At 72.2% G+C, this 20,240-nt stretch carries 22 protein-coding genes and 1 tRNA gene; 15 read left to right on the top strand and 8 right to left on the bottom strand.

Translation table 11 applies throughout. From position 1 onward, the window contains the following. Positions 1-59 precede the first annotated feature (59 nt). Entirely contained in the window at positions 60-1,280 is a 1,221-nt protein-coding gene (locus ACRAKH_RS31305) for an NADP-dependent isocitrate dehydrogenase (RefSeq protein WP_380723625.1), read from the bottom strand. 274 nt (positions 1,281-1,554) lie between these two features. On the opposite strand from ACRAKH_RS31305, the gene ACRAKH_RS31310 reads away from it, so the two are divergent. Then, the gene (locus tag ACRAKH_RS31310) at positions 1,555-2,361 is read left to right on the top strand and encodes a metal-dependent hydrolase (protein ID WP_380723626.1); all 807 of its coding nucleotides are present in this window, start codon (positions 1,555-1,557) and stop codon (positions 2,359-2,361) included. Between the two features lie 142 nt (positions 2,362-2,503). Continuing rightward, positions 2,504-2,983, top strand: coding sequence for a hypothetical protein (locus ACRAKH_RS31315; RefSeq protein ID WP_380723627.1), 480 nt, complete (start codon positions 2,504-2,506; stop codon positions 2,981-2,983). On the opposite strand, the gene ACRAKH_RS31320 is transcribed toward ACRAKH_RS31315, so the two are convergent. The 3 genes from ACRAKH_RS31320 to ACRAKH_RS31330 all read right to left on the bottom strand — a co-directional run bounded on the left by ACRAKH_RS31320 (position 2,980) and on the right by ACRAKH_RS31330 (position 3,727). Then, positions 2,980-3,237: a Prokaryotic metallothionein gene (locus ACRAKH_RS31320; RefSeq protein WP_380723628.1), complete on the bottom strand. Its 258-nt coding sequence runs from the start codon at positions 3,235-3,237 to the stop codon at positions 2,980-2,982. The genes ACRAKH_RS31315 and ACRAKH_RS31320 overlap by 4 nt on opposite strands. A 44-nt stretch (positions 3,238-3,281) precedes the next feature. Then, entirely contained in the window at positions 3,282-3,632 is a 351-nt protein-coding gene (locus ACRAKH_RS31325) for an MmcQ/YjbR family DNA-binding protein (RefSeq protein WP_380723629.1), read from the bottom strand. 21 nt (positions 3,633-3,653) lie between these two features. Next, positions 3,654-3,727, bottom strand: a tRNA-Arg gene (locus ACRAKH_RS31330). Positions 3,728-3,860: 133 nt separating this feature from the next. Here ACRAKH_RS31330 and ACRAKH_RS31335 point away from each other — a divergent pair. The 11 genes from ACRAKH_RS31335 to ACRAKH_RS31385 all read left to right on the top strand — a co-directional run bounded on the left by ACRAKH_RS31335 (position 3,861) and on the right by ACRAKH_RS31385 (position 12,810). Further along, a complete protein-coding gene (locus ACRAKH_RS31335; RefSeq protein ID WP_380723630.1) occupies positions 3,861-5,003 on the top strand; it encodes a J domain-containing protein in 1,143 nt (380 codons plus the stop codon). 243 nt (positions 5,004-5,246) lie between these two features. Then, positions 5,247-6,425 (top strand): LLM class flavin-dependent oxidoreductase, encoded by a 1,179-nt coding sequence (locus tag ACRAKH_RS31340; RefSeq protein WP_380723631.1) that lies wholly within the window; start codon positions 5,247-5,249, stop codon positions 6,423-6,425. A gap of 51 nt (positions 6,426-6,476) precedes the next feature. After that, on the top strand, positions 6,477-7,052 hold the full coding sequence (locus ACRAKH_RS31345; protein ID WP_380723632.1) for an HhH-GPD-type base excision DNA repair protein: 576 nt from the start codon (positions 6,477-6,479) through the stop codon (positions 7,050-7,052). A 9-nt stretch (positions 7,053-7,061) separates the two neighbouring features. After that, positions 7,062-8,516 carry a serine/threonine-protein kinase gene (locus tag ACRAKH_RS31350; protein WP_380723633.1) on the top strand — a complete coding sequence of 485 codons (1,455 nt, stop codon included), beginning with the start codon at positions 7,062-7,064 and terminating at the stop codon, positions 8,514-8,516. A 163-nt stretch (positions 8,517-8,679) separates the two neighbouring features. Next, a complete protein-coding gene (locus tag ACRAKH_RS31355; protein ID WP_380723634.1) occupies positions 8,680-8,988 on the top strand; it encodes an ArsR/SmtB family transcription factor in 309 nt (102 codons plus the stop codon). Further along, the gene (locus ACRAKH_RS31360; RefSeq protein WP_380723635.1) at positions 8,985-9,356 is read left to right on the top strand and encodes a hypothetical protein; all 372 of its coding nucleotides are present in this window, start codon (positions 8,985-8,987) and stop codon (positions 9,354-9,356) included. Before ACRAKH_RS31355 ends, ACRAKH_RS31360 begins: the two co-directional genes overlap by 4 nt. A gap of 264 nt (positions 9,357-9,620) precedes the next feature. Further along, entirely contained in the window at positions 9,621-10,322 is a 702-nt protein-coding gene (locus ACRAKH_RS31365) for an ABC transporter permease (protein ID WP_380723636.1), read from the top strand. After that, complete coding sequence (locus tag ACRAKH_RS31370; protein WP_380723637.1) at positions 10,315-11,130, top strand: ABC transporter permease; 816 nt, start codon at positions 10,315-10,317, stop codon at positions 11,128-11,130. Before ACRAKH_RS31365 ends, ACRAKH_RS31370 begins: the two co-directional genes overlap by 8 nt. Next, positions 11,127-12,083 carry an ABC transporter ATP-binding protein gene (locus ACRAKH_RS31375; protein ID WP_380723638.1) on the top strand — a complete coding sequence of 319 codons (957 nt, stop codon included), beginning with the start codon at positions 11,127-11,129 and terminating at the stop codon, positions 12,081-12,083. Before ACRAKH_RS31370 ends, ACRAKH_RS31375 begins: the two co-directional genes overlap by 4 nt. 39 nt (positions 12,084-12,122) lie before the next feature. Next, positions 12,123-12,518 (top strand): bacteriophage spanin2 family protein, encoded by a 396-nt coding sequence (locus tag ACRAKH_RS31380; protein WP_380723639.1) that lies wholly within the window; start codon positions 12,123-12,125, stop codon positions 12,516-12,518. Positions 12,519-12,585: 67 nt separating this feature from the next. Continuing rightward, complete coding sequence (locus ACRAKH_RS31385) at positions 12,586-12,810, top strand: DUF1918 domain-containing protein (protein ID WP_380723640.1); 225 nt, start codon at positions 12,586-12,588, stop codon at positions 12,808-12,810. On the opposite strand, the gene ACRAKH_RS31390 is transcribed toward ACRAKH_RS31385, so the two are convergent. Continuing rightward, entirely contained in the window at positions 12,732-13,466 is a 735-nt protein-coding gene (locus tag ACRAKH_RS31390) for a TetR/AcrR family transcriptional regulator (RefSeq protein WP_380723641.1), read from the bottom strand. The genes ACRAKH_RS31385 and ACRAKH_RS31390 overlap by 79 nt on opposite strands. An 83-nt stretch (positions 13,467-13,549) precedes the next feature. Here ACRAKH_RS31390 and ACRAKH_RS31395 point away from each other — a divergent pair, with 83 nt between their 5' ends. Further along, positions 13,550-14,458, top strand: a complete 909-nt coding sequence (locus ACRAKH_RS31395) for an NAD-dependent epimerase/dehydratase family protein (RefSeq protein ID WP_380723642.1) — start codon at positions 13,550-13,552, stop codon at positions 14,456-14,458. 73 nt (positions 14,459-14,531) lie between these two features. Here the strand turns inward: ACRAKH_RS31395 and ACRAKH_RS31400 are convergent, their stop codons facing one another. Next, complete coding sequence (locus tag ACRAKH_RS31400) at positions 14,532-15,341, bottom strand: inositol monophosphatase family protein (RefSeq protein ID WP_380723643.1); 810 nt, start codon at positions 15,339-15,341, stop codon at positions 14,532-14,534. 70 nt (positions 15,342-15,411) lie between these two features. Then, a complete protein-coding gene (locus tag ACRAKH_RS31405; RefSeq protein WP_380723644.1) occupies positions 15,412-16,401 on the bottom strand; it encodes a malate dehydrogenase in 990 nt (329 codons plus the stop codon). A gap of 203 nt (positions 16,402-16,604) precedes the next feature. Between ACRAKH_RS31405 and ACRAKH_RS31410 the strand changes: the two genes are divergently transcribed. Continuing rightward, positions 16,605-17,156: a pentapeptide repeat-containing protein gene (locus tag ACRAKH_RS31410; protein ID WP_380723647.1), complete on the top strand. Its 552-nt coding sequence runs from the start codon at positions 16,605-16,607 to the stop codon at positions 17,154-17,156. 81 nt (positions 17,157-17,237) lie between these two features. On the opposite strand, the gene ACRAKH_RS31415 is transcribed toward ACRAKH_RS31410, so the two are convergent. Next, on the bottom strand, positions 17,238-20,192 hold the full coding sequence (locus tag ACRAKH_RS31415; RefSeq protein ID WP_447009472.1) for a glycohydrolase toxin TNT-related protein: 2,955 nt from the start codon (positions 20,190-20,192) through the stop codon (positions 17,238-17,240). Between the last annotated feature and the right edge of the window lie 48 nt (positions 20,193-20,240).

Below are 20,240 nucleotides of genomic sequence, written 5' to 3' on the forward strand. Positions count from 1 at the left end.
GGAAACGCATCAGGGGACCGCCCGGAAGCGGTCCCCTGATCAACCCGGAAGGGCTCGGCTCAGCCGGCCATCTTCTTCTGCAGGTTCTCGTCCAGCGTGCCGAGGAAGTCCTCGGTGGTCAGCCAGTCCTGGTCCTTGCCGACGAGCACGGCGAGGTCCTTGGTCATCCGGCCGCTCTCGACGGTCTCGACGATGACCTGCTCCAGCGTCTCCGCGAAGCCCATCACCTCCGGGGTGCCGTCGAGCTTGCCGCGGTGCTTCAGGCCGCCCGTCCACGCGAAGATCGACGCGATCGGGTTGGTGGACGTCGGCTTGCCCGCCTGGTGCTGGCGGTAGTGCCGGGTCACCGTGCCGTGCGCGGCCTCGGCCTCGACGGTCTTGCCGTCCGGCGTCATCAGCACCGACGTCATCAGGCCCAGCGAGCCGAAGCCCTGCGCGACCGTGTCGGACTGCACGTCGCCGTCGTAGTTCTTGCAGGCCCAGACGTAGCCGCCCTCCCACTTCATGGCGGCGGCGACCATGTCGTCGATCAGGCGGTGCTCGTAGGTGAGGCCCGCCGCGTCGAACTGCGCCTTGAACTCCTCCTCGAACACCTTCTGGAAGATGTCCTTGAACGCACCGTCGTACGCCTTGAGGATGGTGTTCTTGGTCGACATGTAGACCGGGTAGTTGCGCTGCAACCCGTACGAGAACGAGGCGCGCGCGAAGTCCTCGATGGACTTGTTGAAGTTGTACATGCCCATGGCCACGCCGCCGTCGGCGCCGTAGTTGGCCACCACGTGCTTGATCGGCTCGGAGCCGTCCTCGGGCGTGAACGTGATCGTCAGCTCGCCCGCGCCGGGGACCTTGAAGTTGGTCGCCTTGTACTGGTCGCCGTGGGCGTGACGGCCGATGATGATCGGCTTCGTCCAGCCCGGCACCAGCCGCGGGATGTTCGAGATGATGATCGGCTCGCGGAAGACGACGCCGCCGAGGATGTTGCGGATCGTGCCGTTCGGCGAGACCCACATCTTCTTCAGGCCGAACTCCTCGACCCGCGCCTCGTCCGGCGTGATCGTGGCGCACTTGACGCCGACGCCGTGCTTCTTGATGGCGTGGGCGGCGTCGATCGTGACCTGGTCGTCGGTGGCGTCCCGGTGCTCGATGCCCAGGTCGTAGTACTCGAGGTTGACGTCCAGGTACGGGTGGATCAGCTTGTCCTTGATGAACTGCCAGATGATCCGGGTCATCTCGTCGCCGTCGAGTTCGACGACGGTCCCCTGAACCTTGATCTTGCCCATACTCAGGGCGCTCCTCTCGCGACAATGCAAGCAAGACAAGCGTACTGCTATGTCGGGTTGCTTGCGTCCACCTCGACGCAAAAAGGGAACGGCGTCACACCGGCAGGACGCCGCGGACGAGGTGGCACGGGTGTTCTCGGGCCCCATACAACCAGCACCGCCGCCGCGCCGCCGCACGGGGACGACACTCGAACACGCGTTCGCGGATCGCGCGCGCCCGCCACGCCCGGCCCGCTAACCTCGCACCCAATCGAGTGATCTTCAGGGGGCAGCGTTGTCGACGGGTCCGACCCACGCCATGAGCGGCCTGCTGGCCTGGTCCGCGGTGACCGCGCTCGCGGAGAGCCACCCGATCGGCCAGCTCACCCCGCAGAGCTGGGCGGTGGGCGCGGTGCTCGCCACCGGCGCCGCCCTGCTGCCGGACCTCGACCACCCGTCGTCCACGATCTCGCGCACGTTCGGGCCGGTCAGCGCGGGCGCGTCGGCCCTGATCAACACGATCAGCTCGTTCGTCTACCGCACCACCCGGACCCGCAAGGACTCCAACCGGGACGGCGGCCACCGCGGCCTCACGCACACCCTGGCGTTCGCGCTGGCCGCCGCGGTCGGCACGACGGCCGTCGTCCAGCAGTCGCAGAAGTGGGCCCTGCCGGTGCTCATGTTCGTCTTCGCCGGCCTCGCCGTGCGCGGGATCATGAACGACTGGTGCCCGCAGAAGGACGCCCTGCTCATCACGGTCGTCTCGGCCGCCATCACGGGCGTCTGCATCGCCTGGACGGCGCAGACGCCCGCCAGCGCGGCGGCGTGCGGCGTGGCGGTCGGCGTCGGCTGCGTGGCCCACTACCTCGGCGACGCGATCACCGAGCAGGGCTGCCCGATCCTGTGGCCCATCCCGCTCATGGGCAAGACGTGGTTCCCCGTCGCCCCGCCGAAGATCATGCGGATGAAGACCGGCGGCACGGTGGAGATGGCGGTCGTCGGCCCGCTGATCACGATCCTGAGCGTCTGGCTGTCCGCCGCCGCGCTCCAGCAGGCGGGCGCGCTCCCGTTCCTCGAAAGTTTCGACCTCCTCCCCATCTAGTTTTCAGATAACGGCCATTCGGCGGCTACCACTCCATCACCCGATTGGACTAGCCTCCGACGGCATTCCCGTCCCGCGCCGATCGCGCCGAGGAGGACTTCGTGCCCCACCACACGCACGACAGCGTTGTCGAGGCGGTCGGATGACCACCTGGCTCGGCCTCAACGCCGGTCACGAGGACCCGGCGACCGCGGACACCGTCGCGGTCGCGCTCTACGAGTCGCTGCTCTTCCACGCCCAGCTGGTGTGCGTGCACGCGGTCGAGGGCAGGCACGCGATGTCGTTCCGGCTCGCCGACGACCCGTCCGACAACACCGTGTCGACGCTCATCGAGCGCGGCTACGGCGTCGCCGTGCACAACGGCGCCCTGCAACGGCTCGCCGGTCCGGAGGAGCTCAAGCGCGGCGCGCTGCGGGCCGTGCTGGCCCACCGCGACCGCAAGGAGGGCCGCGCGCTGCGGTTCCCCGGCCAGCGCACGTTGCGCGGCCGCTACGGCGTGTCGGACATCCTCGCGTTCAGCGCGATCGAGGAGGTCCTGCCGCACGGCGTCAAGAGCGTGGACGCGCGCGGCGACCTCCAGCCGACGTTCGTCAACGGCCGGTTGGTGCTCACCTGCGACTAGCCCGGGTGGGCGCCGACGGTGTCCTTGATCTCCGCGCCGAGGCGGTCCGCGCTGCGGGCGCAGTGCGCGCAGCAGAAGAACCGGCCCTCCACCTCGACGCCGTGGCCGAGGATGCGGCAGTCGCAGTGCTCGCAGCGCGGGGCCAGGCGTTGGATCGCGCACTCGAAGCTGTCGAACGTGTGCACGCCGCCGCCGACCGTGCGGACCTCGAAGGCCATCCAGTAGTCGTTGCCGCAGACGTCGCAAGTCGCCATGACCGCAGCGTGCTCCGGCCCGCGCACCCCGGCAACTCGGACCGTCACTCGGTCAGGGCGGCGAGCCGTCGTGGCGCGACCTGGCGGTAGGCGTCGCGGACGACCTCGGCGACGGCGGCCCAGTCGACGTCCACGTCGAGGTACACGCCGAGCCAGCCCCGGTGCCCGACGTACGGCGGCCGGAAGTACCGCTCCGGCTCGCTGCCCGCCAACGCCTCCTGCGCGCCCGCCGGCGCGGCGCACCAGAACGCCACCCGGTCGTCGTGGTGGCGGTCGGCGAACATGGCGAACATCTTCTTGTCGCGCACGAACCACGCGGGCTCACCGTGGCTGAGCCGTTCGGTGACCTCCGGCAACGCCAGGCACAGCGCGCGCAACCGCTCCAGCGATCCCATGACCGCCATCCTCACACCGAGCGGACCAGGCCGGACTCGAACCGGCGTCCTCCCTCCGCGGAGGAGGGCGCGTCAACCACTGCGCTACATGGTCCCGAGCCGGGCCGGATTCGAACCGGCGTCCTCCCCCCGTGAAGGAGGGCGCGACAACCACTGCGCTACCGGGCTCTTCCGCCCAACCCTAACCATGACCGAGGGTCCGGAGACAGGGCCGCTAAGGTCTGCCGCGTGCGCGGGGTCGACTACTACGAACTCCTCGGGGTCGGTCGCAACGCGTCCGAGGCGGAGATCAAATCCGCTTACCGCTCCCTGGCCAAGGTCATGCACCCGGACGCCGGCGGGTCCTCCGGGACCTTCCGCATGCTGCAAGAGGCATATGACACCCTCCGTGATCCGTCGCGCCGACGTGACTACGACCGGGGTTGGTCGTTCACCCGACCGGGCGCACGACCGTCGTCGCCGACGCGGCCGCCGAGGTCCGGTCGCACGGGCCGGTTGCGCAACTTCGGCGAGGATCCCGACTTCGTACCTCCGAAGCCGGTCGTGGACCTCGGCGGCATCCCGTGGTGGCACCTGGTCGACGTGGCCCAGCGCGTCCGGTACGTGCCGGCCGCCGGTCCCGGCCACGCGCCCGCGCTGGCCGCCGTGTGCGGGTGGTTCTTCCTGCTGCTGCCGGTGGTCTTCATCGACTTCACGCCGCTCGCGCTGGGCGTCTGGCTGCTCCTGGTCGCCGCCGCGGCCGCGGCCGCGTTCCGGTTGACGCGGCGGTACCTGGCGGCGGTCCGGGCCGACCGGGCGTTCACGTCCGACCACGACACCGGTGTCGTGCACGGGACCGTCGACGACCGCCCGTGCGAGCACCTCACCGCCGACCTGCTCAGCCAGTACCTGACCCGGCTGCCCGGCGTGCGGATCTTCCACGGGCTGGCGTGGCCGGGTTCGGTGTTCGCCGACGTCGACCACGCCGTGCTGTGCGGGCGGCGGCTCGTGCTGATCGAGTCGAAGTCGTGGCTCCCGGGGCACTACGAGGCCGAGGACGACGGCACGGTGTGGCGCAACGGCCACCCGTTCCGGGGCGGCGGCATGCGGATGCCGCGCAGCCTCGCGCTGTACCGGAAGATGCTGCCCTGGCTGGACATCCGGACCGCGCTGCTCATCTACCCGAGCCGCGCCGGCGAGGTGACCACCGAGGAACCGGCGGACGCCGTCGTGCCGCCGATGACGCCCGCCCAGTTCGTCGAGGAGATCGGCGACTGGCTGGCCGAGGACCCGGCGACGGTGGACCGGGAGGCGCTGCGCCTGCTCCTCGCCCACGTCGTGCCGATCGTCCGCCACGGGTCGCCCGTCGGCGAGGCCTCGGCCGGCCAGTAGGCCAGGTCACGGGTGGCGGCGCCGCGTGCGCGGGCGGGGCGAGGGTCACCCAGCAGTCGGGCCACCAGCGTCATCGCTGTTCGCACTGCGTCCTGCCTCTCGAAAGGTGGCGGCCTTTCGGAGCGGTGGCGACGGTGGTGCAACGGTGATGCTTAACCGGTTAAGCAGTCAACCGGATGGCCCATGTCGGCGCGGCCCCCGGCGGGCTACGTTGCTGCGGAGCCACCACGAGGGAGCGGGCCGATGAAGGTCGACGTCTTCAACGAGATCCAGGACCCGCGCCCGTGGCAGGACGGGCACCAGCACGCCCGCATCACGGAGGCGTTGGAGCAGGCGCGGCTCGCCGACGCGCTCGGCTACGGCTGCTGGTGGCAGGTCGAGCACCACGGCGCCGAGGAGTTCAGCCTGTCGTCCGCGCCGGAGTTGATGCTGGCCGCGATCTCGCAGCAGACGTCCCGCATCCGGCTCGGCCACTCGGCCGTGCTCGCGCCCGCGCGGTTCAACCACCCGATCCGGGTCGCCGAGCGCGCCGCGATGCTGGACCACCTCAGCGGCGGGCGGCTGGAGTTCGGGCTGACCCGGTCCACCGCGCCGGAGTGGCGGCTGTTCGGCGTCGACCCGGCGGAGGCGCGGCGGCAGACGCAGCAGGCGTTCGAGATGATCCCGAAGATGTGGACGTCGGAGCGCTTCTCGCACTCCAGCGAGGACTTCGAGATCCACGACGTGCCGATCGTGCCCAAGCCGCTGCGACGGCCGCACCCGCCGCTGTGGCAGGCGGCGGCGAGCCCGGCGTCGTTCGAGGAGGCCGGTCGGCGCGGCGTCGGCGTGCTCGGGACGACCATCTGGGAGTCGATCGAGCGCGTGCGGCGCATGGTCGGCCTGTACCGGGCCGCCGCCGACGCCTGCACGTCGCCGGTCGGCGCCACCGTCAACAACCAGGTCGCGTTCTTCACGTTCGTCCACTGCGCGGAGACCGACGAGCAGGCGGTCCGCAACGGCGCCGTCGCCGCGGCTGCCTGGTACACCGTCAAGGCGCTGACGTTCTTCGAGGCGGCGGACGCCTTCGTGGAGACCGTGCGGCACCAGCAGTCGCTCCTGGACGACCCGTCCGGCGGCGGCCTGACCGGCGACTTCCTCCGCGCGGAGGCCGCCACGTCCACCGGCCCGAACCGGGCGCAGGTCGTCATCGGCCGGGTGCTGCAGGGCGAGGACGTGGACCCGGAGGAGATCTTCGACGCGTTGAACGAGCAGGACTCGCTGATCGTGGGCAGCCCGGACACGTGCCGCGAGAAGCTGCGCGCCTACGCCGACCTGGGCATCGACCGGCTGATGGCGTTCCACCAGGTCGGCAACCTGAAGCACGAGGACGTCATGACGAGCCTGCGCCTGATCGGCGACCTGATCCCCGAGTTCGACCGCTGACGCCACCGCCATCCCGGGCGGATCGCCGGTCCCGGGTGGGAGGATGTGGCCATGCCGAAGAAGCTGCGCCTGACCGGGGACCCGGAGGCCGACAAGCTGCTCAGCGAGGACCCGTTCGCGCTGCTCACCGGACTCCTGCTGGACCAGCAGTTCCCGATGGAGCACGCCTTCGCCGGCCCGCGCAAGATCGCGGACCGGATGGACGGGTTCAGCATCACGAAGATCGCGGAGACCGATGTGGACGAGTTCGTGGAGCTGTGCGTGCAGCCGCCCGCGATCCACCGCTACGGCGCCTCCATGGCACGGCGGGTGCACGCGCTGGCCCTGCACGTGATCGACAACTACAAGGGCAAGGCGTCCAACATCTGGAAGGCGGGCAAGCCGGACGGCAAGGAGGTCTTCCGGCGCGTCAAGGCGCTGCCCGGCTTCGGCGACCAGAAGGCCCGCATCTTCGTCGCCCTGCTGGGCAAGCAGCTCGGCGTCACCCCGGACGGGTGGCGGGAGGCGGCCGGGGCGTACGGCGAGGAGGGCTCGCGGCGGTCCATCGCCGACGTCACGAGCGCCGAGACGCTGGCCGAGGTGCGCGCGTTCAAGAAGGCAGCCAAAGCGGCCGTCGCCAACGGCTAGAGTCCCGGCGTGCAGTTGCCCGGACTCTCCGACCTCACCCCGCTGGGACAGGGCGGCTTCGCCACCGTCTACCGCGCCCGGCAGGTCCAGCTGAACCGCGACGTCGCCGTCAAGATCGACAACCGGGTGCTGCAGACCGAACGCGACCGGCGGCGCTTCCTGCGCGAGGCGCACGCCGCCGCCCGGCTGTCCGGGCACCCGCACGTCGTCTCGGTGCACGACGCCGCCTTCACCCCGCAGGGCACGCCCTACCTGGTGATGGAGCTGTGCGCGGGCGGGTCGCTCGCGGACGTGGTCCGGCGGGACGGGCCGCTGCCCGCGGAACGGGTGCGGCAGCTCGGCGTGCAACTGGCGGACGCGCTCGCCGCCGCCCACGCGGAGGGCGTGCTGCACCGCGACATCAAGCCGGGCAACATCCTGCTCGACCGGTACGGCACGGCCAAGCTCGCCGACTTCGGGCTCGCGGCGCTGCTGGACTCCGAGGGCTCCAGCACCGTCACCCGTGACGCGCTGAGCCCGAGCTACGCGCCGCCCGAGGCGTTCGCGATGGCGGCCCCCACGCCCACCGCCGACGTCTACGCCCTGGCCGCGACCCTGTACGACCTGCTCGCCGGCAAGCCGCCGCGCCCGGTGCCGTGGCCGATCGACTCGTTCGACCACCTGGGCGAGGTGCTGCGCTCCCCCGTGCCGCCCGTGCCCGGTGTGCCGCGCGAGCTGCACGACGTGCTGGTGCGGGCCCTCGACCCCGACGTGGGACGTCGCACGGCCAGCGCGGCGCGGTTGCGGGACGACCTGAGTCGCCTCGTGATGGCGCCCGACGGCCCGACCCTGCCGACACAGGCACCGGCACAGGCACCGGCACAGGCGCTGCGGCCCGTCGGACCTCCGGTGCACGGCTCCGGCTACGTCCGGCCGCCCACCAGGAAGCCGTGGTCGCTGGTGATCGGGGCCGCCGCGCTGGCGACCGTCGTCGCGATCGGCACGTGGTGGTGGGCGACCAGGAACGACGCCACCGCCGGGCCGTCCTCCGACGCCGCCGCGGGGCCGTCCTCCGGCGCCACCGCCGGCACGGTCCTGCCGCCGCCTTCCCTGGAGGAGTGCGCGACGGGCTACTGCGTCGCCGAGCCGACGTGCTACCGCGGCATCGTCTCGATCGGCGGTCAGGCGGCGTCGGCGCGGCGGGTCGGGAACTGCTCGGAGGACCACTACTGGGAGGCGTTCTCGGGCGGCTGGCTCTCCGGCCCCATCCCGGACGTGGACAACGACGAGCTGCTCAAGGCTCCGGAGGTCGTCGGCGTGTGCACGGCCGACGCCATGAAGGCCAACACCCGGCCGACCGTGGACACGTCGGGCTGGAAGTTCACCGCGGTCGGCTTCACGGACGGCGAGGAGACCTACTTCCACTGCCTGGCGGGGCCGGTCGGCGTCGGTGAGACGACCACCAGCGCGTTCGGCGGGTCCTGAGGGTCGCGCGGCTCGAGCGACAGCGGTGACGAGACGGCGTAGGCGATGGCGAACGCGGTGAGGAGCTGTCCGGCCGTGGCGTGGGAGACGTGCAGCTCCTCATGTGACGGACACCGTACTACGACAATCATCAAAGTAAGACCGTTCTCGTAGTGTGGACCGCATGACCACCACGCTCGCCCACCCGGCGCGGGACGAGATCCGGATAACGTCCGTCCTGCACGCGCTGGCCGACCCGGTCCGGCTCCGGATCGTCCGCGCCCTCGCCGACTGCGAGCAGGGCCTGTCCTGCGGCGTGCTCGACCTCGGCGTGACGGCGTCGACCCTCACCCACCACGTGCGGACGTTGCGCGAGGCCGGCGTGGTCCACGTCCGCCCGCAGGGGACGTCGCGGATCAGCACGCTGCGCCGGGACGACCTCGACGCGCTGTACCCCGGCCTCCTCGACGGCGTCCTGGCGGCGCGACGATGAGCGACCCGAACGACTGGGAGTGGGTCCGGGTGCTGGCGCAGGGCCGCGTGTACGACGACGAGCGCCCCGGCGCCAACCGGCTGGCGTGGGCGGCGGTGGCGCTGGCGGCCTCGCACGGCGGCGAGCGCAGCGGCGTGCGGCGGGAACGGGCGGTCGCCAACCGGTTCGCGTTGCGGGCCAGGCTGGTCCGGTCCCTCGGGCCGTGGGCGGCGGACCCGGACGCGCTGGCGGCCGACGTGCTCGCCGAGACCGACCTCCCGGCACGGCACCAGAAGGTGGTCGCCCGCGCCCTGGAACCGGTCATCCCGCACGTCCGGGACGACGGGCTGCGGTCGCGGGCCGCGGACTGGCTGGCCGCACGGGCCTGACACTCCCCAAGCCGCACGAGGCCTGACGCCCCCAGGGCCGCACGAGGCCTGACTCCCCAGGGCCGCACGGCGTCTGACGCCGCCAGGGCCGCGCGGGCCTGAAACTCCCGCAGCCGCGCGGGCCTGACGCGCCCCCAGGCCGCGCGCCGGGCGTAAAACCGGTTGCCGGCGTTCCTAGGGTGGGTAGACGTGCGCGCCTACGCCCATCTAGCGCTGGCCGGTTTCCGAAGGTACTCCACCTATCGACAGGCGATGGTCGCCGGAATGGCGACGAACGTCGTGTTCGGCCTGCTCAGGTTGGCCGTCCTGACCGCCGCGGTCTCGTCCGGGCCCATCGCGGGCTACGACGTCGCCGCCACCGCGACGTACGTGTGGCTCGGCCAGGGCCTGATGGCCGTCGTCGTCCTGTGGGGCGACAACCACCTCGCCGAGCGCGTCCGCACCGGGGACGTCGTGATCGACCTCTACCGCCCCTGGCACCTCCAGATGGCGTTGTTGGCCGAGGACGTCGGCCGCGCCGGGTACGCCGTGGTCGTGCGGCTCGCGCCGCCCATCGCGTTCGGCGCCCTGTTCTTCCCGTTCCGGTGGCCCGCGCCGGGCGTCCTGCCGGTGTTCGCGGTCAGCGTGGCGCTCGGCGTCACGGTCAGCTTCGGCATGCGGTTCCTGCTCAACGCCACCGCGTTCTGGCTGCTCGACAGCCGCGGCACGCAGGCCCTCTACACCGCGTTCACGTGGCTGTTCTGCGGTCTGGCCGTGCCGATCGCGTTCTTCCCGGACTGGGCGAGGGCCGTCGTCTGGTCCACCCCGTTCCCGTCCATGCTGCAAGCGCCGGTGGAAGTCTTCCTCGAACGCGGCTCGCCGTGGCCGCTGCTGGCGGGCCAGGCGTTCTGGGCCGTCGCGGTGCTCGCCGCCGGCCACCTGGTGCTGAACCGCGCCGTCCGCAAGGTTGTGGTGCAGGGTGGCTGAGGGCGTCCCCACCAAGACCGCCGTGTACGCCAAGCTCGTCGGCGCACGGCTGCGCGGCCAGATGTCGTACCGGACGTCGTTCGCGCTCCAGTGCGTCGCGCAGGCGTTCGGCCAGCTGACCGAATTGGCGATCATCCTGGTGCTGTTCAACCGGATCAGCGCGCTCGGCGGGTTCTCGGTGCACGAGGTCGTCCTCATGTACGCGATCGCGGGCACCGCCTTCGGCATCGCGGACCTGGTCGCGGGCCAACTGGACGAGCTGCCGACGCAGATCCGCACCGGCCGGTTCGACGTCATCCTGCTCCGACCGCTGGGCACGCTCGCGCAGATGATGACCGCGGACCTGCACCTGCGGAAGATCGGCCGGATCGTCGCGGGCCTGGTGGTGCTGGTGTACGCGTTGGGGCACAACGACGTCGCGTGGTCGCCGTGGACCGCGCTGCTCGTCGTGGTGGCGCCGATCAGCGGCGCGGTGATCTTCTCCTCGGTGTGGGTCGCGGCCAACGCCGTCTGCTTCTGGCTCGTCGACGGCCAGGAGATGGCCAACGCGGTCACCTACGGCAGCAACGCGTTCACCTCCTACCCCGCCACCGTCTACGGCCCGTGGTTGCGACGATTCTTCGCGTTCGTCGTGCCCGGCGCGTTCGTCGCCTACTACCCCAGCCTCGCCCTGCTCGACCGCCCCGACCCGTTGGGCGGCCCCGCGCTCCTGGGCTGGATCTCGCCGCTCGTCGCCGTCGCCGCGGCCACCGCCGCCGGACTCGTCTGGCGGGCCGCCGTCCGCCACTACCGAGGGACTGGGTCATGATCGAGGTGCGCGACCTGCGCCGGGAGTTCACGGTCACCACGAAGATCGGCCGGTTCAAGCGCCGCAAGCACACCGTTCGCGCGGTGGACGCGGTCAGCTTCGACGTCGCGGCGGGCGAGGCCGTCGGCTACGTCGGGCCCAACGGCGCGGGCAAGTCCACCACCATCAAGATGCTCACCGGCATCCTGGTGCCGACGTCCGGGCACGTCCGAGTGTCCGGTGTGGACCCTTCGAGGTCCCGGCGCGACCTGGCCCGGCGGATCGGCGTCGTGTTCGGCCAGCGCAGCCAGCTCTGGTGGGACCTGCCGCTGCGGGACAGCTTCGACCTCCTCCGCGCCATCTACCGGGTGCCGCGCGCCGACCACGAGACCAGGCTGCGGGAGTGCGTGGACCTGCTGGAGCTGGGGCCGTTCCTGGGCACCCCGGTCCGCCAGCTCTCGTTGGGCCAGCGGATGCGCGGCGAGGTCACCGCGGCCCTGCTGCACGGTCCGGAACTGCTCGTCCTGGACGAGCCCACGATCGGCCTCGACCTGGAATCGAAGGAACGGCTGCGCGAATTCCTGGCCGACCTGAACACCCAGCGGGGCACCACCCTGCTGCTCACCACGCACGACCTCGACGACATCGAGCGGCTGTGCCCGCGCCTGGTCGTGATCGACCGCGGCACGGTGCTCGCCGACGGGCCGCTGGACGGGCTGCGGGCCGAGGTCGCCCCGGACCGCGTCCTGGTCGTGGACCTGGAGAAACCCGCCACCGGGTTGGCGGACCTGCCCGGCGTCACGTCCGCCCGCGCCGAGCTGAACGGTTTGCGACACCACCTCGCGTTCCGCCGGTCCGACACCACGGCGGCGGCGCTGATCGCGGCCGTCGCGGCCCGCGCGGAGGTGCACGACCTCGTAGTGGTGGAACCGGAAATCGACGATGTGGTGCGTCGGCTGTACGCGCGTCGGTAGAGTCGGACGAAACGGTCAACACAAAAACGGGAGCCCCTTATGCGCGCAGGTCGTCCGGTCGCCACCTTCCTCCTGGCTCTGGGGCTCGTCGGGGCGGTGTCCGGGTGCGAGGCCGTGCAGCAGGCTTCGGACACGGCCAACCAGGTCAACCAGGCCGCCGACAAGGCGACGCTCTGCATCGAGGCGCTCAAGCTCGCGGGCTTCACCCCGGACACGGCGGACCCGCAGAAGGCGATGGAGGAGACCCAGAAGAAGGCCCAGGAGCTGAACGACCTCGCCGCCAAGGCCGGGGACACGACGCTCAAGGACGCCATCACGGGTGTCTCCGACACCATGAGCAACGTGACGGTCCAGGACCTCGACCCGTCGAACTTCGCCGCGTGGTCGCAGGAGAAGCTGGACCAGGTCGCGAAGTTGTCGAACGCCTGCGCCTGAGCGGAATTGTCAGGCTGTCGGTACCTTCGGGACAGTTCTACGCTGTGACGCACCGGAGGTGTTGCAGATGCACGCGACAGTAGGCGACCGGTTGCACATCCACAGCCGCGCGGTGGGCCTCGACGAGACGATCGGCGAGATCCTGGAAGTGCGCGGCTCGGAAGGTGCGCCCCCGTACCTCGTCCGCTTCTCCGACGGCCACGAAGGGCTGGTCTACCCCGGCCCCGACAGCCTGGTCGAGCCGCGGACCTCGGAATCACCCAGGATCAAGGACTCGACCTCGGCGCGGTAGACCAGCGCCGGGTCGATCCCCATAGGTCCGAACTGGCCGGTGACCTCCAGGCTCAGCACGCCGTGCAGCCTGGTGAACCCCCGCAGGCCGGTGAGCAGGACGGCGGGGGGCACGGACCCCTCGCCGCGTGAGTCGGCCCACGCCGCGAGCTGGGCGTCCAGTGCGGCGCGCTCGGTCGTGGGCCCTCCACGGGCTTCGTCCCGCGTTCCCGCCGCCGCTCCGGCTGCCGCCGGCAGCACGCTCAGGAACGCGCTCATCGTGCGGTGCGCGGCCGCGATCGTGTCCACGGGCGCCTGGTAGCCCGGCACCGGCGTGCCGAACAGCAGCAGGTAGCGGTGCGGCGCGTCGACCGCCCACGCCCGGAACGCCGCCGCGAACGCACGGACCCGCTCGGGTGGTTCCGCGCCCTCGGCCGCCGCGACGGCGGCCTCCACCGCGTCCGCGAGGTCGTGCCACGCGTCGCGCACGAGCTCGGTCAGCAGGTCGTCGCGCCCCTTGAAGTACCGGTAGAGCGCGGGCCCGGTCACGCCCATGCGCTTGGCGATGGCGTTGACCGAGACACCCCCGATCCCCTGCTGCGCCAACTGCTCCAGCGCGATGCGCTTGGCCTCGTCCTTCGTCTCCTCGCGGAACCGCTCACGACGCGCGTTGACCACTGCCCGGAACCTCCTTGACAGAAGCACTCTAACTTGTGTTAGAACTTCTAACAACAGTGAGAGCTTCGTACCGAGGGGGCGTCATGACGGTGGTCGTGCTGGGAGCGGGGCGGGGCATCGGCCGGGAGATCGCCCGGCAACTCGTGGCGGACGGCAGAGAGGTCCGCGCGGTAACACGTTCGGGTGGAATTCCTGAAGGCGCGCAAGACTTCCGGGCCGATCTGCTGGACCGTGCCGCGACGCTCGACGCCGTCCGGGGCGCCTCGGTGGTCCACCTGGCCGCCAACGTGCCGTACCCGAGTTGGGCCGCCATGCTGCCGACGATGGTGGAGAACACCGTCGCGGCGGCCGAGGCCGTGGGCGCGAAGATCGTGTACGCGGACAACCTCTACGCGTACGGGCCGGTGACGGGCCCGCTGACCGAGGCCACGCCGGAACGCCCGATCGGGGTGAAGGAGAAGCTGCGCAGCGAGCTGGGCAAGCGCTTGCGGCAGGCGTCCGTGCCGGTCGCGATCGGCCGGTCCTCGGACTACTACGGCCCCGGCGGCGCCGGCTCGCTGCCCGGCGAGCTGGTCGTCAAGCCGATGGCGCTGGGCAAGGCCGCGATGTGGTTCGGCCCGCTGGACGTGCCGCACACGTTCGCCCACCTCGCCGACACCGCCCGCGCGCAGATCGTGCTCGGTGACGACGAGCGCGCCGACGGCGGGGTGTGGCACACGCCGGCCGCCGAGACGGTGACCGTGCGCGAGTTCATCGCCCTCGCCGGGCGCGTGCTCGGCAACGGGCGCAAGCCGCGGGCGTTGCCGTCCGGGGTCATCACCCTCGGCGCGCTGTTCGACAAGCGGCTGCGCGGCATCGGCGAACTGGCGCACCAGCGGACCGCGCCGTGGGTCGTGGACCACTCGGCGTTCGAGGCGACGTTCGGCCGGTTCCCCGTCACGCCGCACGAGCAGGCGGTCGCGGAAACCGCGCGGTGGTACCGATCCGCGTGATCGAACGGCGCGCCGGCGCGGCGGCGTGAGCGAAACGGCAACCTGGGAACGCTCCCCGTTCCGCCGGTTCCGATCAACCGAGGATCGTGGTGATCAGCTCGTCGGCCAGCGCGGGCGTCGCGGCGGCGATGCCCGACCACCGGCGCGACAGGTCCAGGTCGAACGTCAGCGGCCGGCCGCGCAGGTCGAGCAGCGCGCCGCCGGCGGCGGGCACCGTCACCAGGGCGGCGATCAGGTCCATCAGCCGGTGGGTGTCCGAACCGGGGTCGGCGAACGCGTCCACCGAGCCCTCCGCGACCAACATCGCCTCCAGGCACGTCGTGCACAGCACGCGGATGCGGTCGGCCTGGTTCGCCACCCGCATCCACGCCTCCTCGGTGCCGCGCTTGGGGCGCATCAGGCACACCGACGCGCCCTTGAGCGACGTGCGGCCGGTCGTGCGGTACGGCGTGGGCCGGTCCGCGTGCGCCGACCACGCCCGGCCGGTGTCGAACCAGACGGTGAGCGCCTCCACCGGCTCGTCGTCGATCACCAGCGCGCCCGCGAAGCACGACAGCGGCACGCCGAGCGCGGCGTTCGCGGACCCGTCCACCGGGTCGATCACGAGGGTCGCGGCGGAACCGTTGTCCAGGAAGCCCGCCTCCTCGGACAGCAGGTTCGCGCCCGCCGCCGCGGCGGCCTCGGCGATCGCGGCCTCCACGATCGCGTCCACGCGCATGGTCGGCGTGCCGTCGGCGCCGTCGGCGACCTCCTCCCGCAGCTGCACGCGGGTGAAGTCGCGGCGCGCCTCGCCGTAGGCGCGGGACGCGGCGAGCGCGGTGGCGGCGAGCGCGGGGTGGACGTCGGCGGGCAGTTCGGGCGTGGGCACGGGCCACTGGTTCATGACCACCAACATGCCACGAGGGGGCCACCCTCGGCGGCCCCCTCATGGGTACGGCTCGGTGCGCGGACGATCAGATCAGGCCGAGGGCCTTCACCGCGTCGCGCTCCTCGACCAGCTCGGCCACGGAGGCGTCGATGCGGGCGCGGGAGAAGTCGTCGATCTCCAGGCCCTGCACGATCGAGTACTCGCCGCCCGACACGGTGACCGGGAACGACGAGATCAGGCCCTCCGGCACGCCGTACGAGCCGTCCGACGGGACCGCCATCGAGACCCAGTCGCCCTCGGCGGTGCCGTTGACCCAGTCGTGGACGTGGTCGATCGCCGCGTTCGCCGCCGACGCCGCCGAGGACGCGCCACGCGCCTCGATGATCGCCGCGCCGCGCTTGGCGACGGTCGGGATGAACTCGTTCTCCAGCCAGGCCTGGTCGTTCACGGCCTCGGCCGCGATCTGACCGTTGACCTCGGCGTGGAACAGGTCCGGGTACTGGGTGGCCGAGTGGTTGCCCCAGATCGTCAGCTTCTTGATGTCGGTGACCGACACGCCGAGCTTCTTCGCCAGCTGCGACAGCGCCCGGTTGTGGTCGAGGCGGGTCATCGCGGTGAACCGCGCGGCCGGCACGTCCGGCGCGTGCTGCTGGGCGATCAGGGCGTTCGTGTTGGCCGGGTTGCCGACCACCAGCACGCGCACGTCGTCCGCCGCGCCCGCGTTGATCGCCTCGCCCTGCGGCTTGAAGATGCCGCCGTTGGCCTCCAGCAGGTCTCCGCGCTCCATGCCCTTCGTGCGCGGGCGGGCGCCCACCAGCAGCGCCACGTTGACGCCGTCGAAGGCGGTCTTGGCGTCGTCGGTGATGTCGATGCCGGTCAGCAGCGGGAACGCGCAGTCGTCCAGCTCCATCGCGGTGCCCTCGGCGGCCTTGACGGCCTGCGGGATCTCCAGCAGGCGCAGGCGCACCGGTACGTCCGGGCCCAGCAGGTGGCCGGAGGCGATGCGGAACAGGAGTGCGTAGCCGATCTGGCCGGCCGCACCGGTGACGGTGACATTCACGGGCGTGCGGGTCATGTGCCTTCCCGAATGTTGTGGCTTCAGTCCTCGGGCACGACCACTAGGCAGGCTGACGACCTGTCAGCGGCGGTCTCTACTCCGGGACCGCGCACCGGGCGGTTTGCCCGGCAGGTCGGAGGTTACCAACTGGCGAACGATGACAAGGTGTGACAGTGGACATCATCGAGGAGATCATCGACGAGGACTACACCGACGCGGTCATGTACGGGCAGCGGTGGCAGGGGCGGTCGTTCGTCCGGTGCGACTTCACCGAGGCCGACCTGCGCGGCGTGTCGACGTCCGGCTGCACGTTCACGGACTGCACGTTCGACCGGACCGACCTGGGCGAGTCGACGCACACCGCCACCGCGTTCCGCTCCTGCCGGTTCACCCGCGCGGTGCTCGCGTCGACCACGTTCACGTCGTGCTCGTGGCTCGGGTCGGTGTTCGTGGACTGCGCGATGCGGCCGATCACGGTGAAGGAGACCGATCTCACGCTGGCCGGGCTGTCCGGGGCCGTGCTGCCGAAGGCGTCGCTGCGCGGGATGCGGCTGCGCGAGGCCAACCTCGAAGGCGCCGACCTGCGGGAGGCGGACCTGCGCGACGCCGACCTGACCGGGGCCCGGTTGCTGGGCTGCCGGTTGGAAGGGGCCGACCTGCGCGGGACGCGGCTGGACGCCGACGGGCTCGTCCAGGCCACCCTGCGCGGTGCGCGGGTGGACCTGGACACGGCCGTCGCCTTCGCCGCCGCGCACGGTCTGCGGGTCTCGTAGACCCGCCTGCCGGGTCGGCGGGTTCCGGGTCGGCGGGTTCCGGGTCGGCGGGTTCCGGGTCGGCGCGGTCTGGGCGCCAGCTCAGTGGGTCGGGGCCTCCTGGTTGGCGACCTCGACCAGCACGCCGTCGGCCAGCATGTCCTCGATCGTCTTCGGCATCAGGTAGGCGGTGCCGCCACCCGGCTGCTCGAACCACGGCACCGCGATGCCGGTCAACGCCTCGACCGGCCGGCGCAGCCGGTACACCCGGTACGGGCGGTTGATCCACGACGGCACCAGCGAGCGCTCCGGGAACGGGGTGCCCGCCGCGTACACGAGGTTGCCCGATCCGTCGCCGAAGCGGTCCACCTCCAGGCCGATCGGCAGCTCCACCATCTTCTTGTGCCGGAACAGGGTGAGCGGCGGTTCGCCGTTCATCGGGTTGATCGGCCAGCTGCGCTGCGGCTTGGCCTCCGGGGTGGCCGCGGCGGGCTGCGCCGGCGGCGTGGGCGGTGCGGCGACCGCCGGGGCGGGCGGCCCCTGCTGGTCGACCGGCGGGCGCGGCGGCGGGCCGGGCGGACGCGGCGGCTCCGCGCGGAACCCGTTGTTCATCGGCGGACGCGGGCGCTGCGGCGGCGGGGGTGGCGGCATCGGAGCCGGGCGCGGCGCGCGGCGGTTCGTCAGCACGAGCCTGCCCACCAGGTAGGCGGCGGCGTCTTCCAGCCGGTCGAAGCGGACCGGGTTCGTGGGGCCGTGGTCGAACCACGACACCTCCCAGTCCTCGCCCTCGACGCGCAGCAGCCAGGTGCGGTCGGCGGGCTCGCCGAACCGGTAGGCGGCGGGCGGCACGTCCAGCTCGTCCAACGCGCGGCGGAGGCCGGACAGCTCGCGCTCCTCGTCCGGCGTGACCTGGCGCGGCGGGGTGATCTTCGGCCGTTCGGCGTGGGGCCGTTCCCGGGTCTGCTCCTGGGGCCGTTCCGGGCGTTCGGCCTGGGGCGGTGCGGGCACGGGGACCGGCACGGGCGCGGGAACGGGCGCCTGGCCCGGCGGCGGGCTCACGTCGTCGAGCAGTTCGACCGCGTCGGCGTACTGCGTGGGCTGCTCGACGTACGCCGGGGGCGCGGGCTGCTCGGCGAACCGTGACTCTTCGTGCTCGTCGTGGTCATCGTGTTCGCCGTGCGCGTGGTCGTCGTGCTCGCCGTGGTCGTCGTCCCGGAGGTCGCGGGCCTCGGCGTGGTCGTCCTCGGCGCGCGGGTCGTCCTGGGCCTCGAACCGGGACTCTGTGCGCTCGGCGTAACCCTGGTCAGCGTAACCCTGGTCGGCGAAGCCCTGGTCAGCGACGCCGTGGTCCCGGTGATCGTCGGCCGCGTGATCCCCTGCCGCGTGATCTCCGACCGGGTGGTGATCGGCCGTGTCGCGCTCGGCGAAGCCCTGGTCCGGGGCCTCGTGCCCGGTGGTGTCGTGCCCGGTGGTGTCGTGGCCGGCGGGCTCGCCGAACCGCCCGCCATCGTGCGCGGCGAACTGCGGCCCGGCCTGCTCCGCGAACCGGGGCTCGTCGTGCTCGGCGAACCTCGACTCGTCGTGCTCCGCGTACGGCTGCCCCTCGCCCTCCGGCGCGTACAGCCGGTCCGGGTCGACCTCGAACTCGGCGGTGACCTCCGTCGCGGCGGCCGGCTGCTCCGCCCGGTGCGGCTCGACCCGGTACGGCTCCACCTCGTGCGGCTCTGCGTGGTGCGGCTCGGCGTGGTGCGACTCAACCCCATGCGGGTCGACCCCATGCGGCTCGGCGTGGTGCGGCTCGGCTGCCGACTGGTCGGCCGCCGGCTCGCCCGTCACCGCCTTGACCTCGGCGGTCTCCTCGGCGGGCTCCGGGTCCGGCTCCTCGTCGGTGAACGGGTTCCAGGTCTGGGTGTCGGTCAGCTCCCGCTCGTACGCGGCGGGCGCGAACAGGTCCATGCCCTCCACGTAGGACTCGCGGCGGTACCGGTCGTCGATCACCGGGCCGTCCTCGTCGAACCGCACCCGGTAGGGCGGCCCGTCCTGGGCGTACTCGATGACCTCGGGCTTCAGCTCGGTGAGGTTCGCGGTCTCCTCGACGTCCACCGCCGCGCCCGGCGCGTCACCGGCGGCGGTCACGTCGGGCAGCGGCGCGGCGACCGTCGCGCCCACCTCGACCGGCGCCTCCGGCGGCTCGGCCACCGGCAGCACGGTGCCCTGCGGCGCGGCCGGCGAACCCAGGTTCGCCGCCGCGGCGACCCGCGCCTCCTCCGTCACCTCGGGCAGCACGAAGTCCTGCGCCTTGGCCCGCTCCACCAGCTCAGGCTCCGGCGGCACGCCGTAGGCGCGCAGGTAGTAGCCGACCGCGGCGGGCCAGATCCAGTGACCGTCGGTCTGGAACGCCACCGGCACCACGGCCGGCGCGTCCGGGTTCAGCACGTCCGCGTCGAACCCGCGCCCGATCACCGCGACCGGCGCCCGGTCGAGGTAGCTCAGCAGCAGGTCGCGGTCGGTGTCGGCGACCGGCGGGCGGTTCACCGACGGACGTCCGCCGGGGCCCGCGCCGTCGAACACGCGGGCCGTGCGGAACGCGCGCGGCGGCGGGGCCTGGGGGTCGCGCGGCGGCGTGGCCTGCTGGATGCGGTGGCGCAGCCAGTCCGGCACGTTGTCGTCGGTGCGCGGGAAGAACCGCATCTCGTCGAGGTACGCCTGCGGCGGCGGTGGCGTCGTCCACGACGGCTCGGCGCGGTCGAAGTCCAGGTTGTAGCTGGACGGGTGGTCCAGCTGGTACCGGGCGTTGGACCAGCTGCCACGGCCGTCCCGGTACATGCCCGCGCGCAACCGCGAGAACAGGCCGGCGACCTCCTGGGGCGGCGACCACGCGCGCACGGCGCCGTCGGCCGACCGCACCTCGGCGGCCAGCTCGAAGTACCGGCCGGTCGCGCGGTACTCCGCCGTCACGTGACGCCACTCCTCCGGAGCGGCACGCATCAGCGTCAGGCCGATCTGCTTGACCAGCGCATCCTGCTCGGTCGGGTTCAGCGGCTTCAGCTCGGACACGTGGACCATCTTCCCCCGCGACTCACCGTGCCCGCACGTGACCCCGCT

It is taken from the genome of Saccharothrix hoggarensis (assembly GCF_052936025.1).

Coding starts and splice junctions, on each gene's coding strand:
- ACRAKH_RS31305 (WP_380723625.1), bottom strand. CDS start 1,280: ATGGGCAAGATCAAGGTTCAGGGGACCGTCGTCGAACTCGACGGCGAC.
- ACRAKH_RS31315 (WP_380723627.1), top strand. CDS start 2,504: ATGACCACCTGGCTCGGCCTCAACGCCGGTCACGAGGACCCGGCGACC.
- ACRAKH_RS31320 (WP_380723628.1), bottom strand. CDS start 3,237: ATGGCGACTTGCGACGTCTGCGGCAACGACTACTGGATGGCCTTCGAG.
- ACRAKH_RS31325 (WP_380723629.1), bottom strand. CDS start 3,632: ATGGGATCGCTGGAGCGGTTGCGCGCGCTGTGCCTGGCGTTGCCGGAG.
- ACRAKH_RS31340 (WP_380723631.1), top strand. CDS start 5,247: ATGAAGGTCGACGTCTTCAACGAGATCCAGGACCCGCGCCCGTGGCAG.
- ACRAKH_RS31345 (WP_380723632.1), top strand. CDS start 6,477: ATGCCGAAGAAGCTGCGCCTGACCGGGGACCCGGAGGCCGACAAGCTG.
- ACRAKH_RS31355 (WP_380723634.1), top strand. CDS start 8,680: ATGACCACCACGCTCGCCCACCCGGCGCGGGACGAGATCCGGATAACG.
- ACRAKH_RS31360 (WP_380723635.1), top strand. CDS start 8,985: ATGAGCGACCCGAACGACTGGGAGTGGGTCCGGGTGCTGGCGCAGGGC.
- ACRAKH_RS31365 (WP_380723636.1), top strand. CDS start 9,621: ATGGCGACGAACGTCGTGTTCGGCCTGCTCAGGTTGGCCGTCCTGACC.
- ACRAKH_RS31375 (WP_380723638.1), top strand. CDS start 11,127: ATGATCGAGGTGCGCGACCTGCGCCGGGAGTTCACGGTCACCACGAAG.
- ACRAKH_RS31380 (WP_380723639.1), top strand. CDS start 12,123: ATGCGCGCAGGTCGTCCGGTCGCCACCTTCCTCCTGGCTCTGGGGCTC.
- ACRAKH_RS31385 (WP_380723640.1), top strand. CDS start 12,586: ATGCACGCGACAGTAGGCGACCGGTTGCACATCCACAGCCGCGCGGTG.
- ACRAKH_RS31395 (WP_380723642.1), top strand. CDS start 13,550: ATGACGGTGGTCGTGCTGGGAGCGGGGCGGGGCATCGGCCGGGAGATC.
- ACRAKH_RS31400 (WP_380723643.1), bottom strand. CDS start 15,341: ATGAACCAGTGGCCCGTGCCCACGCCCGAACTGCCCGCCGACGTCCAC.
- ACRAKH_RS31405 (WP_380723644.1), bottom strand. CDS start 16,401: ATGACCCGCACGCCCGTGAATGTCACCGTCACCGGTGCGGCCGGCCAG.
- ACRAKH_RS31410 (WP_380723647.1), top strand. CDS start 16,605: ATGTACGGGCAGCGGTGGCAGGGGCGGTCGTTCGTCCGGTGCGACTTC.